At 68.6% G+C, this 12,539-nt stretch carries 16 protein-coding genes; 11 read left to right on the top strand and 5 right to left on the bottom strand.

Annotated elements, in window-relative coordinates:
• Nucleotides 1-107 precede the first annotated feature (107 nt).
• The 10 genes from ACYAF3_RS04070 to ACYAF3_RS04025 are packed head-to-tail and all read left to right on the top strand — an operon-like array spanning nt 108 to nt 8,573.
• Nucleotides 108-479 (top strand): integrative conjugative element protein, RAQPRD family, encoded by a 372-nt coding sequence (locus tag ACYAF3_RS04070; protein WP_134235660.1) that lies wholly within the window; start codon nt 108-110, stop codon nt 477-479.
• On the top strand, nt 476-709 hold the full coding sequence (locus tag ACYAF3_RS04065) for a TIGR03758 family integrating conjugative element protein (protein WP_009463356.1): 234 nt from the start codon (nt 476-478) through the stop codon (nt 707-709). The genes ACYAF3_RS04070 and ACYAF3_RS04065 overlap by 4 nt, the downstream gene beginning before the upstream one ends.
• 23 nt (nt 710-732) lie before the next feature.
• Nucleotides 733-1,092 carry a TIGR03745 family integrating conjugative element membrane protein gene (locus tag ACYAF3_RS04060; RefSeq protein WP_009463354.1) on the top strand — a complete coding sequence of 120 codons (360 nt, stop codon included), beginning with the start codon at nt 733-735 and terminating at the stop codon, nt 1,090-1,092.
• Nucleotides 1,093-1,098: 6 nt separating this feature from the next.
• Complete coding sequence (locus tag ACYAF3_RS04055) at nt 1,099-1,509, top strand: TIGR03750 family conjugal transfer protein (RefSeq protein ID WP_009463352.1); 411 nt, start codon at nt 1,099-1,101, stop codon at nt 1,507-1,509.
• On the top strand, nt 1,506-2,183 hold the full coding sequence (locus tag ACYAF3_RS04050) for a PFL_4703 family integrating conjugative element protein (RefSeq protein WP_474727516.1): 678 nt from the start codon (nt 1,506-1,508) through the stop codon (nt 2,181-2,183). The genes ACYAF3_RS04055 and ACYAF3_RS04050 overlap by 4 nt, the downstream gene beginning before the upstream one ends.
• A complete protein-coding gene (locus ACYAF3_RS04045) occupies nt 2,180-3,067 on the top strand; it encodes a TIGR03749 family integrating conjugative element protein (RefSeq protein WP_474727514.1) in 888 nt (295 codons plus the stop codon). Before ACYAF3_RS04050 ends, ACYAF3_RS04045 begins: the two co-directional genes overlap by 4 nt.
• Entirely contained in the window at nt 3,057-4,475 is a 1,419-nt protein-coding gene (locus tag ACYAF3_RS04040; RefSeq protein ID WP_474727512.1) for a TIGR03752 family integrating conjugative element protein, read from the top strand. The genes ACYAF3_RS04045 and ACYAF3_RS04040 overlap by 11 nt, the downstream gene beginning before the upstream one ends.
• Nucleotides 4,456-4,887 (top strand): TIGR03751 family conjugal transfer lipoprotein, encoded by a 432-nt coding sequence (locus tag ACYAF3_RS04035; RefSeq protein WP_474727510.1) that lies wholly within the window; start codon nt 4,456-4,458, stop codon nt 4,885-4,887. The genes ACYAF3_RS04040 and ACYAF3_RS04035 overlap by 20 nt, the downstream gene beginning before the upstream one ends.
• Nucleotides 4,887-7,766 (top strand): conjugative transfer ATPase, encoded by a 2,880-nt coding sequence (locus ACYAF3_RS04030; protein WP_474727508.1) that lies wholly within the window; start codon nt 4,887-4,889, stop codon nt 7,764-7,766. Before ACYAF3_RS04035 ends, ACYAF3_RS04030 begins: the two co-directional genes overlap by 1 nt.
• A 12-nt stretch (nt 7,767-7,778) precedes the next feature.
• Nucleotides 7,779-8,573 (top strand): DsbA family protein, encoded by a 795-nt coding sequence (locus ACYAF3_RS04025; RefSeq protein ID WP_474727506.1) that lies wholly within the window; start codon nt 7,779-7,781, stop codon nt 8,571-8,573.
• Here the strand turns inward: ACYAF3_RS04025 and ACYAF3_RS04020 are convergent.
• From ACYAF3_RS04020 to ACYAF3_RS04000, 5 genes are all read right to left on the bottom strand, one after another.
• Nucleotides 8,549-9,346: a hypothetical protein gene (locus tag ACYAF3_RS04020; protein WP_474727504.1), complete on the bottom strand. Its 798-nt coding sequence runs from the start codon at nt 9,344-9,346 to the stop codon at nt 8,549-8,551. The two genes, ACYAF3_RS04025 and ACYAF3_RS04020, sit on opposite strands and share 25 nt — an antisense overlap.
• A complete protein-coding gene (locus tag ACYAF3_RS04015; RefSeq protein ID WP_245217913.1) occupies nt 9,343-9,768 on the bottom strand; it encodes a nuclear transport factor 2 family protein in 426 nt (141 codons plus the stop codon). Before ACYAF3_RS04015 ends, ACYAF3_RS04020 begins: the two co-directional genes overlap by 4 nt.
• A 28-nt stretch (nt 9,769-9,796) precedes the next feature.
• Nucleotides 9,797-10,390 (bottom strand): biotin transporter BioY, encoded by a 594-nt coding sequence (locus tag ACYAF3_RS04010; protein ID WP_217980118.1) that lies wholly within the window; start codon nt 10,388-10,390, stop codon nt 9,797-9,799.
• Nucleotides 10,391-10,454: 64 nt separating this feature from the next.
• The gene (locus ACYAF3_RS04005) at nt 10,455-10,913 is read right to left on the bottom strand and encodes a PaaI family thioesterase (protein ID WP_024889590.1); all 459 of its coding nucleotides are present in this window, start codon (nt 10,911-10,913) and stop codon (nt 10,455-10,457) included.
• A 4-nt stretch (nt 10,914-10,917) separates the two neighbouring features.
• Nucleotides 10,918-11,712: an enoyl-CoA hydratase/isomerase family protein gene (locus ACYAF3_RS04000; RefSeq protein WP_474727501.1), complete on the bottom strand. Its 795-nt coding sequence runs from the start codon at nt 11,710-11,712 to the stop codon at nt 10,918-10,920.
• Between the two features lie 231 nt (nt 11,713-11,943).
• Between ACYAF3_RS04000 and ACYAF3_RS03995 the strand changes: the two genes are divergently transcribed.
• Nucleotides 11,944-12,537, top strand: a complete 594-nt coding sequence (locus ACYAF3_RS03995; RefSeq protein WP_020649404.1) for a LysE family translocator — start codon at nt 11,944-11,946, stop codon at nt 12,535-12,537.
• Nucleotides 12,538-12,539: the final 2 nt, after the last annotated feature.

Here is a 12,539-nt window from a genome sequence, read left to right as displayed (position 1 = left end):
GCCAACCACGAACGTAAATCCGGCACCCTGCCGATTCCGATTGTTTGCGGCAGGTTCCAGCCGACCACCGCAGCATTCCGCCATCCAGACGACTGCGGAATGGCGTGATGACGACCACAGGCAAACCAACGACCGACTGCCGCCGCGCGCCGGCATTGGCCCTAGTCCTAGCCGTCGCGCTGACCAATGCCACGCCCGCGTCAGCGGGCGATGCCTCCCCAGAGCATGCGCAGTTGGCGACCCTCGCGCGCCAGCTCGATCTGATCGACCGCCTCGCCGAGCACGCCGCCCATACCGCTCCGCAGCAGCGCGCCCGCTACCACTTCGACCATGCCCGCCTGCGCGAGGATCTTCAGCGCGTCCGGGCGGGCATCCAGGACTACCTGACGCCGCCGCGCGCCCAGCCGCGCGACCCGGTCGAGCTGTCCGGTGACTACCGCCAGTCCAGCCCGCCCTCCGACGAGGATGCACCCCGATGAACGCCGCCCAGGTCAGTGCCTTCCAGGCCAATGGCGGCTTCGCCCCCGCCGCCGTGGCCACGGTGGTGCTCGGCCTCGTGTTCGCCGTCCTGCTCCTGTGGGGCGTGTGGGCCATGCGTACCGCCTACACCGGGTGGGCCGAGCAGCGCCTGTCCCAGCGTCAGTTCCTGGGTGTCGTCGTGCGCTTCGTTGCGATGTACCTGGTGCTGACCTATTTCCTCCTGTCCTGACCACCACGAAAGGCCCGACCGCCATGAAGACCCATCCGATTCCCCATCGCGTTGCCACCACCATCCTCGCGCCACTGATGCTGCTGGGCTTGCCGCTGATGGCCCGGGCGCAGGGCCTGCCGACCATCGAGGACCCCTCGCGCGGACAGGGCAGCGGCATCATGCAGACGCTGCAGAACTACGGCTATGACATCGTGCTGCTGATCGCGCTCCTCGTGGTCGCCTCGATGTTCGTCGGCGTGTGCTACCACGCCTATACGCGCTACTCGGAAATCCATACCGGTCGCGCCACCTGGGGCCAGTTCGGCCTCACCGTGGCCGTGGGTGCGATCCTGCTGGTGGTCGGTATCTGGCTGCTGACCAAGGCCACTGGCGTGCTCTGAGCGGCGATGGCTGCCTTGAACGATATCGCGCGTGACGGGTTGGTGACCTTCCTGCCGCACAGGCTAAACCGCCAGCCCGTGGTGGTGAGGGGCCTGACCGCCGACGAGCTCTGGATCTGCGCCGGTCTGTCCGCGGTGGCGGGGTTCATCGCCGGCGTGCCGCTGGCCTGGGCCACGCACAGCGTCGCCATGGTGCCGACCCTGATCGTGGCCGGCGTGGCGGCTGGCGTGTTCGGTGGTGGCGGCTTCCTGCGCCGGCAGAAGCGCGGCCGCCCGGACACCTGGCTGTACCGGCAACTGCAGTGGCGCCTGGCGCTGCGCCATCCGCTGGCAGCGTCCTGGCTCGGTGGGCACCGTCTCATCACGCGGTCGGGGTACTGGACCACCCGGCGCTCACGCGGAGCAGCCGCCTCATGAGCCGTTTCAGGAACGAAGTCCATCACCTGCAGGCCCATGTGCGCACGCTGCGCCTGGGCGCCGGTGCGTTGTTCGTGGTGGCGCTGCTGCTCGGTTTCGGCTGGTGGAGTGCGCCGAGGCAACTGACGATCCACGTGCCCCCCGATCTGCGCTCGGGCAGCACCCGCGCCTGGTGGGATGTGCCGCCCGAGAATGTCTATGCGTTCGCCTTCTACGTCTGGCAGCAGGTACAACGTTGGCCGACGGATGGCGAACAGGACTACCCGCGCAACCTCCACGCGCTGTCGGCCTATTTCACACCGGCCTGCCAGGCCTTCCTGCGACAGGACTACGAGTACCGGCGCAGCAGTGGCGAACTGCGCCAGCGGGTGCGCGGCATCTACGAGATTCCGGGGCGCGGCTTTGGCGACAACCCCGCGATGCGGGTGAAGACGGTTTCCAGCCGCGACTGGATCGTCACGCTCGATGTCAGCGCGGACGAGTACTACGGCGCCGAGCAGGTCAAGCGGGCCCTGGTGCGCTATCCGCTGAAAGTGGTGCGGTTGGACGTCGACCCCCAGCACAACCCCTTCGGCCTTGCGCTGGACTGCTATGACGGCGCGCCGCTGCGCATCGAGGCAGCGCCACCGTCCGGCACGCCCGGCGGCGGCCTTTCGCAGGGAGGCAACCCATGAAACACCACGTCTTCATCATCGTGGCGAGCCTGGCCCTCGGCTTCGGCCTGGTGCCGGACAGCCATGCCATCGAGATCCTGCGCTGGCAGCGGCTGCCGCTGGCCGTCCCGCTGGTCGTCGGCCAGGAGCGCGTGGTCTTCATCGACCGCAACGTGCGTGTCGGCCTGCCCCCGAGCCTGGGCGAGCGGCTGCGCGTGCAGAGCGCGGGCGGCGCCATCTACCTGCGCGCCAGCGAGGCCATCGCGCCGACGCGGCTGCAGCTGCAGGACGTGGAATCCGGCGCCATCGTGCTGGTCGACATCGCAGCCACGGACGCCCGGGAAGGCGAGCCGCCGCTGGAGCCTGTACGCATCGTCCTGCAGGACGCCGCCGAGGATGCCAGCGGTGACACTGCCGCCGGTCCGACCCAAGCAGCGCAACCCGCCAGGCGTCGGCAGACGCCGATAACCGTTGTCCTGACGCGCTACGCGGCGCAGAACCTTTACGCACCGCTGCGCACCGTCGAGCCCGTGGCCGGCATCGGGCGCGTGCCGCTGCGGCGCCCGCTCGCGCTGGACACACTGCTGCCAACGCTGCCGCTCAAGGCGCGGGCGCTGGCGGCCTGGCGACTCGAAGACCAGTGGGTCACCGCGGTCCGCCTGACCAACACCTCGCCGCACCGTATCGATCTCGATCCAAGGGTGCTGCAAGGCGACTTCGTGGCCGCGACCTTCCAGCATCCCGACCTGGGGCCGGCGGGCGCTTCGACCGACACCACGGTGGTCTATCTAGTCACGCGCGGCCGTGGCCTGGCCGAGTCCCTGATGCCGGTGCTCGGCCCCATCGATGCCGGCACGAACTTGCCGCCGGCCGCCACTGCGGGGAGGACGTCCGATGAGGAGTAATCCCCTGTTGAAGTGGCTGCTGATTCCGATGGCATTGTTGCTGGTGTTCGTCGGTGCCAGGCTGTTCTCAGGCAGTGACGCTGCACCTGACAAGCAGGATGTCCCGGGGCAGCTCACTCCCGAAGAAATGAAGGCGCTCGGCATCGCGGGCGACACCCCGCGCGATACCGTCGCCACCCTGGTCGCGCAGGTCAAGCAGCTCCGCACCGAGCTGCAGACCGCGCTGAGCGACAACCGCCAGCACAAGGCCGAGAACGAGCGCCTGCGTACCCGCGAGGGTGCGATCGACCAGCGCATCCAGAACGCCCTCGACAGCGAACGCCGCCGCCTGGAGCAGGAGCGCACCCAGGCCGCCAGCGACCGGCAGCAGACGCAAGGGCTGATGCAGGAATTGCAGCGCCGCCTGGACGGGCTGTCCGGCAAGGGCGGTGCCGCCGACCTGCCGATCGGCCTTGGACTGGACGGGCATGACGGCTTGCCGCTCAAGGATGGCGGCATGCGCTGGATCGAACCGGATGACGCCCGGCCCGATCCCAAGGGCGGTTCGAGCAGCCTGCGCTTGCCCGCCTTTCCCTCCAGCTTCGGCCCGGCCTCGCCGGAGCTTTCGGCCGCGGCGGAGGCCGTCAGCGACAGGACGGCGCAGGCCGTTGGCGGCACCACCCAGGCGGTCTATACGTTGCCCACCAACGCCACGCTGATGGGCTCGGTCGCCATGACCGCGTTGATCGGTCGCATCCCCATCGACGGCACCGTCAACGACCCGTTTCCCTTCAAGGTGCTGATCGGGGCCGACAACCTGGCGGCCAACGGCATCGATATTCCCGACGTGGCCGGTGCGGTGGTGAGCGGCACGGCCTCGGGCGACTGGACGCTCTCGTGCGTGCGTGGGCAGATCCGTTCCATCACCTTCGTGTTCAGCGACGGCACCATCCGCACGGTGCCGGAGGACGACGGCAAGCGCAGTCGAAGCCAGAACAGCACCAGTCTGCTGGATGGCCTGGGCTGGATCAGCGATCCCTACGGCATCCCGTGCGTCTCGGGCGAGCGCCGCAGCAATGCCCAGCAGTACCTGGGATCGCAGGCGTTGATCACCGCGGCCGGCGCAGGCGCCGCCTCGCTCATCAATTCCGACAACGGCAGCGTGGCCGTGGTCGCCAACAACAACGGTTCGCTGGGCACGGTCGGCATTTCGGGCAACGAGGCCATGGGCCGCATCCTGGCCGGTGGCGTGCGCGACATGGCCGACTGGGTCAACAAGCTCTACGGTCAGGCCTTCGCTGCGGTCTACGTGCAGCCCGGCGCCAGGGTGGCCGTGCACCTGGAGCAGCCGATCGCCATCGACCACGACGCCAAGGGGCGCCGGGTGAATCACCTCATGGGAGAAGCGCATGCGTCGGACCTGGATTGACCGCCCCCTTGTCCTCCTCGCCGCCGCGGTTCTCGCGGGTTGTGCCACCAGCTCGGAAAAGCTGCTGCCCCGGGGCGAGCACACCATGCTGGACATCTGGCAGCACGAGACTGGCGGCTACAGCGGCGGCCAGGCCGGCCGCCTGCTGCTCGACGCACGCCAGGGCCTGCGCCGCCCGCCGGCCGACGCTGACACCCTCGCGGCGCCCGCCCGGAAAGCGGCCTACACCCGCACCGCAGCGAACGAGATCCAGCGACAGTTCCATCGACTGCCAAACCCCGATCTGGTGATGTATGTCTTTCCGCACCTGGCCGGCACCGACCCGGTACCGGTGCCCGGCTACAGCACCGTCTTCCCGCTCTACCAGCGCGTGCAGTACGCGATGCCGGGCGAACGGCTGGAGGACTACTGATGGGCTGGCGACTGCCGTGGCCGCGTCGTCCGGCCCCCAGGCCAGTCCAGGCCGACATCGAGCCGGACGCCTGGACGCGGCATGTCGACCGCCTCGCTGCGCACGGCATCGACGCACCTGGCGCCGCCCTTGGGTCGAATCATCGGCGACCCGCGACGCGGGCCGACCACGCGGCGCTCTATGACGTGGCGCCGTCTTTCGCCGACCTGCTGCCCTGGGTCGAGTACCTGCCGGCCACGAAGAGCATGCTGCTCGAAGATGGCCAATCGGTGGCGGCGTTCTTCGAGTTGCAGCCGATCGCTACCGAAGGGCGCGAGACCGCCTGGCTGTGGCAGGCCCGCGATGCCTTGGAGAATGCGCTGCAGGACTCCTTCGACGAACTGGACGAGAACCCGTGGGTGGTGCAGCTCTACGCGCAGGACGAAGCCGATTGGGACCACTACCTGCGCACGCTGGGGGCGTACCTGCATCCACGCGCGCAGGGCAGCGCGTTCAGCGAGTTCTATCTGCGCTTCTTCGGGCACCACCTGCGCGCGATCGCGAAGCCGGGCGGCCTGTTCGAGGACACCACGGTCACACGCCTGCCGTGGCGCGGCCAGACCCGGCGCGTGCGCATGGTGGTTTATCGGCGCACCCCGGACGCCGCATCGGCCCGGCGGGGGCAATCGCCCGAGCAGGCCCTGGCGACGATTTGCGACCGCCTGGTCGGCGGCCTGGCGAATGCCGGCGTCAAGGCCCGGCGCCTTGGCGCGGCGGACATTCACGACTGGCTGCTGCGTTGGTTCAACCCGAATCCCGGCGCGCTGGGCAGCACGGCCGAAGACCGGGAACGTTTCTACGCGCTCGCCCGCTACCCGGAGGAACGGGAAGAAGGTGAGATCGAACTGGCCAGCGGCGACTTCGCACAACGCCTGTTCTTCGGTCAGCCGCGCTCGGATGTCGCCCGCGGCCTGTGGTTCTTCGACGGCATGCCGCACCGGGCCATCGTCATGGACCGCCTGCGCTCGCCGCCCGCGACCGGACACGTGACCGGCGAGACACGCAAGGGCGGCGATGCGATGAACGCGCTGTTCGACCAGATGCCTGAGGACACGGTGATGTGCCTGACTCTGGTCGCCACGCCGCAGGATGTGCTGGAGGCGCACCTCAACCACCTGGCCCGCAAGGCGGTTGGCGAGACGCTCGCCAGCGAACAGGCGCGCCAAGACGTGCAGCAGGCCCGCGGCCTCATCGGCAGCGCGCACAAGCTGTACCGGGGCACGCTGGCGTTCTACCTGCGCGGCCGCGACATGGCGCAGCTCGACGCCCGCAGCCTGCAACTGGTCAATGTCATGCTCAATGCGGGCTTGCAACCGGTGCGCGAAGAGGACGAGGTGGCCCCGCTCAACACCTACCTGCGCTGGCTGCCCTGTCTGTTCGACCCGGCGGCGGACAAGCGGCAGTGGTACACGCAACTGATGTTCGCGCAGCACGCGGTCAATCTGGCGCCGGTGTGGGGGCGCAGCCAGGGCACCGGCCATCCGGGCATCACCTTCTTCAACCGGGGCGGCGGCACGATCACCTTCGATCCACTGAACCGGCTCGACCGGCAGATGAACGCCCACCTGTTCCTCTTCGGCCCCACCGGCTCCGGCAAGAGCGCCACGCTGAACAACATCCTCAACCAGGTCACGGCGATCTACCGGCCCAGGTTGTTCATTGTCGAGGCCGGCAACAGCTTTGGCCTGTTCGGTGACTTCGCCGCTCGGCTGGGCCTGAGCGTGCATCGCGTGAAGCTGGCACCCGGCGCGGGCGTGAGCCTGGCGCCATTCGCCGATGCCTGGCGCCTGGTCGATACACCGGGCCAGGTGCAGACGCTGGATGCCGACGCTCTGGACGAGGACGGCGACACCCATCAGGCCGACGACGGGGATGACCAGCGCGACGTGCTCGGCGAACTCGAAATCACCGCCCGGCTGATGATCACCGGCGGCGAGGACAAGGAGGAAGCGCGCATGACGCGCGCCGACCGCAGCCTTATTCGCCAGTGCATCCTGGGCGCCGCCCAGCGCTGCGTGGCACAGGCGCGCACGGTGCTGACCCGCGACGTGCGCGACGCGCTGCGCGAACGCGCCCGCGACGCCAACCTGCCGGATGCCCGGCGCGCGCGGCTGCTGGAGATGGCCGATGCGATGGACATGCTCTGCCAGGGCGCAGACGGCGAGATGTTCGACCGTCCGGGCACGCCCTGGCCCGAGGCGGACATCACCATCGTGGATCTGGCCACCTTCGCGCGCGAGGGCTACAACGCGCAGCTCTCCATCGCCTACATCAGCCTCATCAACACGGTGAACAACATCGCCGAACGCGACCAGTTCCTGGGCCGGCCGATCATCAACGTCACCGACGAAGGCCACATCATCACCAAGAACCCGCTGCTCGCGCCCTACGTGGTCAAGATCACCAAGATGTGGCGCAAGCTCGGTGCGTGGTACTGGCTGGCGACGCAGAACATCGACGACCTGCCCAAGGCCGCCGAGCCCATGCTCAACATGATCGAGTGGTGGATCTGCCTGTCGATGCCGCCCGACGAGGTGGAGAAGATCGCCCGGTTCCGCGAACTTTCGCCCGCGCAGAAGGCGCTGATGCTGTCCGCGCGCAAGGAGGCGGGCAAGTTCAGCGAGGGCGTCATCCTGTCCAAGTCGATGGAAGTGCTGTTCCGCGCCGTGCCGCCCAGCCTCTATCTGGCCCTTGCGCAGACCGAGCCGGAAGAGAAGGCCGAACGCTACCAGCTCATGCGCCAGCACGGCATCGGCGAACTGGATGCCGCCTTCAAGGTGGCCGAAAAGATCGACCAGGCGCGTGGCATCGCATCGCCGCCGCTGTTCCTGCCGAAATGACCGGAGCGCCTCATGTCATCGAAGCGAACCTCCTTGCCAAGCCGATCCCAGGCCCTTCGCAAGCGCGCCGGGCGCCTCCCACGGCTGTCCTGGGTGGTCGCTGGCATCCTTGTAGCCGGCCTGCTGGGATGGCTCCTGTATCGCACGCCCGGTGCGCCGGCACCGCGCACGGGGGCTGAGGTCGCGCAGGCGCATCCGGCCGGCCCACCTTGGCGCTACGGCCCAGCCGATGCGCGCTTCACGCTGACGCTGTACGCCGACCTGGAGTGTCCGTTCTGCAAGGCCTACTACCCGACCCTGATGGCCTGGATCGATGCCCACCCCGAGGCCAGCCTGCGGTGGCATCACCTGCCGCTGGCGATGCACGATCCCGAGGCGAGTCGGCTGGCCCGCGTGGCCGAGTGCGCAGGAGAAGCGCAAGGCCACGAGGCCTTCTTCGATGCCATCGCCTGGCTCTACCAAAACACCCGCGGTGATGGCCAGGGGCTGCCCACCGATCAGGCCTGGCCAGGTCTGACGACCGCCATGCGGACCTGCCTGGACAGCGACCGCCCCGCAGCCATCGTTCGCGCGCAGGCCGACGAGGCCCTGCGCAGCGGCATCAACGCCACGCCCACCGTGCGGCTTGACGACGGCCTGACCGGGAAAACGCTGCTGCTGCACGGTCCGGTCGAGGGCGATGCGCTGCTGTCGGCGCTCGATCTGGTTGCATCGCCGGACAGGCCGGACGCTCGTTCAGTGGGGGCCGCCGACGCCGCCGGCACGGCGGTCCGTGGTCGCCGTCATGGCCTCGCCGAGGCCCAGTAGTCGCGGAGGGCGCGCACGCTGTCCGATGGCGAAGGCATGTAGCCGCTCAGGTTGATGAGCCCGACGTTCATGCCGCGTTCGTCGGTGGTGCCCCTGAGCATCAGCCGTTGGAAGCGACCGGTGTCCAAGCCATATCGATGCGGATCATCGACTTTCAGCGCCAGTAGGTGCAGGTGCGAGTTCCAGATGCGGAACTTCGCATGTTCGATGGACTGTATTGCCTGCCAGGGAACGAAGGCCCGCTGGGGGCCTTCGCGCGTGAGGCCGAGGGCATCGGCCACGAGGTCGGCGGGTGGGTCGAGGCGACGCAACCGCCGCACGAGTGTTCGCACGATCGCACGTGTGAGCGCCACGGCCAGGATGACACCGCCCAGCGCAAGAGCGAGCACGACAGGGTCCGTCTCGTGGATGTCCTTGACGAGGGGAGGCAGCACGACGACCAGCAGAGGGAACACGATCCCCATGCCCATGACCAGCACTTCCCACCACGCGGCGCGCGCGATGGGAATGCGCAGCGTCGCCGGGAAGCGGGGCAAGGGCATGTGCCTGCCTCGCCAGCGCAGGCGGCGTCCATACTGTCGGACCAGGACCATGAGCCCCATGACGGAGGTGACGAGGAAGACGGCGGCAGCCAGTCTGGCGGGGCCAGGGTCCGCGCGCAGGGACGACAGCAACGCAAGCACCAGCGTCAGGCCCGACACCAGGAGCACCGGCTCCACCACGAAGACGTAGATCCTTGTCCACCAAACGCTCCCTGCCTGCTGCTCGCTCATGGCCCTCCGTCCCGATCCCGCTTCGATGCCGCTCCCATCCTGGTCATCCACTCGCTGCGGTCGAAATACACTTCGTTGCGGCGAATCTTGCCCGCATGGTCCAGTTGTACCAGGCATACGCCGACCACGGTCAACACCTCGCCACCGACCGGGATGTCGGCACACCATTTGTTGAGGAAGCCATCCTGCATGGGGATGCCCTCGACCTGCGTCCAGACCCACGCCGGATTGCGCGCCAACAGGCGCTCGAAATAACCCAGCAACGCGGGCTTTCCCCGCAGCCCTTGGGGTACGGCAGGGTCGAGATAGAAGGCATCCTCCGAATAGAAGGCAGCCAGCCGCTGGGGATCGTTGCCGGTCCAGGCAGGCAGCCACGCCTGCGCAAAGCGCCGCGCCTGCTCCGCATCGAGGGCGTTCATCATGATGTGCCGGGCCGGTCCGGGACGCGCATCATCGGTGCGCCGCCTTGCGGGTACCGCTGTCGATGGCCTTGAGCAGCGCAGCGCCAAGCACCGACTTGAGCACGCCGCCGAGGACGAAGGGGGCCACGCCCACGGCGATGGCTTTCTGCACGCCAACCATCGCGGCCAGCCAGGCGCCGCCGAGCAGCAGGCACAGGGCGTTGCCGATCAGCATCGCCGCGAAGGCCAACACGACGCGCCCGCCATGCCAGCCGCGTTCGACCAGCCAGCCGGTCAGCGCGCCGGCCACGGGAAAAGCCAGCAGGTAGCCACCCGTCGGTCCCAGGAAGCGCGCCAGACCTCCCGTGCCGCCGGCGAACACCGGCAAGCCGAGCGCGCCCTGGGCCAGCCAGACGAGGATCGTCAGGCCACCCAGGCGCCAGCCGTACAGTGCGCCGACCAGCGTGACGGCCAGCGTCTGCATGGTCATTGGCACCGGCACCATAGGCACGCTGACGTGGGACGACGCGGTGAGCACGAGGGTGCCGAACAGCACCGCCAGCACCTTGGTCGCGTTGGACTGTCCGCGCAGCCAGCGGGTTGTGTCGAGGGTCCCGAGGGTTTGGGTCGAGGTTGGGGTCATGGGTTCTCCTTCATGAATGGCGGCACTGGCCGCCGAGCGCATCCTTGCGCGGACACCGGAAACGTCATCGATCCTGCTTGCCCTGCAGGCAGATCAGGGTTTGCTGGCCGAGCGCCACCTGGGCCCGTCCCTGCTCGGTGACGCCGAAGACTTCGAGTTGGCAGATGGTCAGGGTGCGTCCGGAGCGCACCACCGTGCCGACCGCTTCGAGGTAGTCGCCCTGCGCGGGGGCGAGCAGGTTGATCTTGAACTCGACGGTCAGCACGGAGCTGTCCGGTGGAAACAGCGTGAAGCCCGCGTAGCCACCGGCCGAGTCGGCGATGGCGCTGGTGCCGCCGGCATGGAAGTAGCCATGCTGCTGGGTGAGGGTTTCGCGGAACGGCAACCGGATGCTGACCCGCCCGCGCGCAACCTCGTGCAGTTCGGCGCCCAGGTGGTGCATCAGGCCCTGGCGGGCGAAGCTGTCGCGGACGATTCGCTCGACCTGGGGATCGAGCGGCAAGGATGGGGCGGCTTGGGTCATCGTTCTAAGGTTCCTTTGCAGTGGAGAGGGGGTTGAATCGAGGTGGCCGCTTCTCCAGGAATGCACGCATGCCTTCCTCGTGGTCGGGCAGCGAAAGGGTGTGGTGGAAGGTGGCCCGCTCGCGGTGCAGTCCTTCGTCCATGGGCAGGCTGGCGCTGGCACGCGCGGCCTGCTTGATCAGGACCAGCACCTCACCCGACAGCGACGCCATGTCGGCGGCGAGCCGGCGGCCCTCTTCGAGCAGGTGATCGGGGGGCACGATGCGCGAGACCAGCCCGCTGCGTTCGGCCTCGCGGGCGTCCATGCGGCGCCCGGTCAGCAGCAGGTCCAGCGCCTTGGCCATGCCGAGCAGGCGCGGCAGGCGCTGCGTGCCGCCCGCACCGGGCATGGTGCCGACGCGAACCTCCGGGTGGCCGAACACGGCGTTCTCGGCCGCCAGCACGATGTCGCACATCTCGACCAGTTCGCAGCCGCCGCCGAGCGCGAAGCCCTGCACCAGCGCCACCACGGGCTTGGGGAACGTGCCCAGCGGCGCGCAGCAACCGGCGAAGTCAGTGGCCCGCGCCTGCTCCGCGCTGATGCCCAGCATTTCCTTGAGATCGGCACCGGCCGCGAAGTGTTCGCCTTCGGCGCGCAGCAGGACAACCCGCACGGCGGCGTCGGCCGCCAGCCTGTCGAGGTGCGCGGCCATCGCATCGGTCAGTGAGCGGCACAGGGCGTTGCGGGCTGCCGGCCGGTCGATGACCAACTCGGCATAGCCGTCTGGGTGCGACGCGCATCGAATGAAATCGGAAGACATGGGTTCTCCTGCGAGGAACCGCCCGAAGTGCCGGGCCGTCATCGATTCGGCAGCGCCGGGCAGTACCTGCGAAGTCTGCTGCGCGATGACGCTTGCGGCCAAGCGCGAATATCTCAGGTGGGACTGAAAATTTCTCGCTGGAGCCGACGCCATGCCCGGCCCAGAATCAATTCGCGGACGGGCCTCGTCTTTCCCTCAACGCCCCGGTACTCCCCGTCCCAGCGAACTCCCATGGAACATACCGCCCTCGTGGCGCTGATCGTCTACGCCTTCGTCATGTCGATCACGCCCGGTCCCAACAACGTGATGCTGATGTCCTCGGGCCTGCTCTTCGGCCTGGGCCGAACCTGGCCGCACCTGCTGGGCATCCCCGCGGGCGTGATGGTGCAGCTCGGGATCACCGGCGCCGGCCTCGGTGCGGTGTTTGCCCTCGAACCTCGCCTGCAGGTCGCATTGAAGGTCGTGGGCAGCCTCTACCTGCTCTGGCTGGCCGCGCGCCTGTGGCGCGCGGCCGAACTGGAGGAGACCGAAGCCGGCCGGCCCATCGGCTTCATGCAGGCGTTGGCCTTCCAGTTCGTCAATCCGAAGGCCTGGCTGATCTCGGTGACGGTGGTGTCCACCTTCCTGCCGCCGGGCGAAGGCTACGCACTGCGCCTGCTGGTGGTCAGCCTGGTGTTCGCCGCCATCGGACTGCCCTGCATGCTGGTCTGGGCCGCCTTCGGCGCCGGCCTGCGGCCCTGGCTGCGCGACCGCGCCGTCGCTCGCGTGGTCAATCGTGCGATGGCGACCCTGGCCGCCCTGACCGTTCTTCTCTTCTGGATGTGATG

Source organism: Pseudomonas sp. TZ252, assembly GCF_056110345.1.
This window is presented reverse-complemented; position numbering and strand designations above follow the sequence as displayed.

Excerpts from the sequence above, each read along its gene's own strand:
- ACYAF3_RS04055 (WP_009463352.1), top strand. The coding sequence starts at position 1,099 with ATGGCTGCCTTGAACGATATCGCGCGTGACGGGTTGGTGACCTTCCTG.
- ACYAF3_RS04005 (WP_024889590.1), bottom strand. The coding sequence starts at position 10,913 with ATGACCCAAGCCGCCCCATCCTTGCCGCTCGATCCCCAGGTCGAGCGA.
- ACYAF3_RS03995 (WP_020649404.1), top strand. The coding sequence starts at position 11,944 with ATGGAACATACCGCCCTCGTGGCGCTGATCGTCTACGCCTTCGTCATG.
- ACYAF3_RS04025 (WP_474727506.1), top strand. The coding sequence starts at position 7,779 with ATGTCATCGAAGCGAACCTCCTTGCCAAGCCGATCCCAGGCCCTTCGC.
- ACYAF3_RS04065 (WP_009463356.1), top strand. The coding sequence starts at position 476 with ATGAACGCCGCCCAGGTCAGTGCCTTCCAGGCCAATGGCGGCTTCGCC.
- ACYAF3_RS04030 (WP_474727508.1), top strand. The coding sequence starts at position 4,887 with ATGGGCTGGCGACTGCCGTGGCCGCGTCGTCCGGCCCCCAGGCCAGTC.
- ACYAF3_RS04010 (WP_217980118.1), bottom strand. The coding sequence starts at position 10,390 with ATGACCCCAACCTCGACCCAAACCCTCGGGACCCTCGACACAACCCGC.
- ACYAF3_RS04000 (WP_474727501.1), bottom strand. The coding sequence starts at position 11,712 with ATGTCTTCCGATTTCATTCGATGCGCGTCGCACCCAGACGGCTATGCC.
- ACYAF3_RS04035 (WP_474727510.1), top strand. The coding sequence starts at position 4,456 with ATGCGTCGGACCTGGATTGACCGCCCCCTTGTCCTCCTCGCCGCCGCG.
- ACYAF3_RS04015 (WP_245217913.1), bottom strand. The coding sequence starts at position 9,768 with ATGATGAACGCCCTCGATGCGGAGCAGGCGCGGCGCTTTGCGCAGGCG.
- ACYAF3_RS04045 (WP_474727514.1), top strand. The coding sequence starts at position 2,180 with ATGAAACACCACGTCTTCATCATCGTGGCGAGCCTGGCCCTCGGCTTC.
- ACYAF3_RS04070 (WP_134235660.1), top strand. The coding sequence starts at position 108 with ATGACGACCACAGGCAAACCAACGACCGACTGCCGCCGCGCGCCGGCA.
- ACYAF3_RS04040 (WP_474727512.1), top strand. The coding sequence starts at position 3,057 with ATGAGGAGTAATCCCCTGTTGAAGTGGCTGCTGATTCCGATGGCATTG.
- ACYAF3_RS04060 (WP_009463354.1), top strand. The coding sequence starts at position 733 with ATGAAGACCCATCCGATTCCCCATCGCGTTGCCACCACCATCCTCGCG.
- ACYAF3_RS04050 (WP_474727516.1), top strand. The coding sequence starts at position 1,506 with ATGAGCCGTTTCAGGAACGAAGTCCATCACCTGCAGGCCCATGTGCGC.
- ACYAF3_RS04020 (WP_474727504.1), bottom strand. The coding sequence starts at position 9,346 with ATGAGCGAGCAGCAGGCAGGGAGCGTTTGGTGGACAAGGATCTACGTC.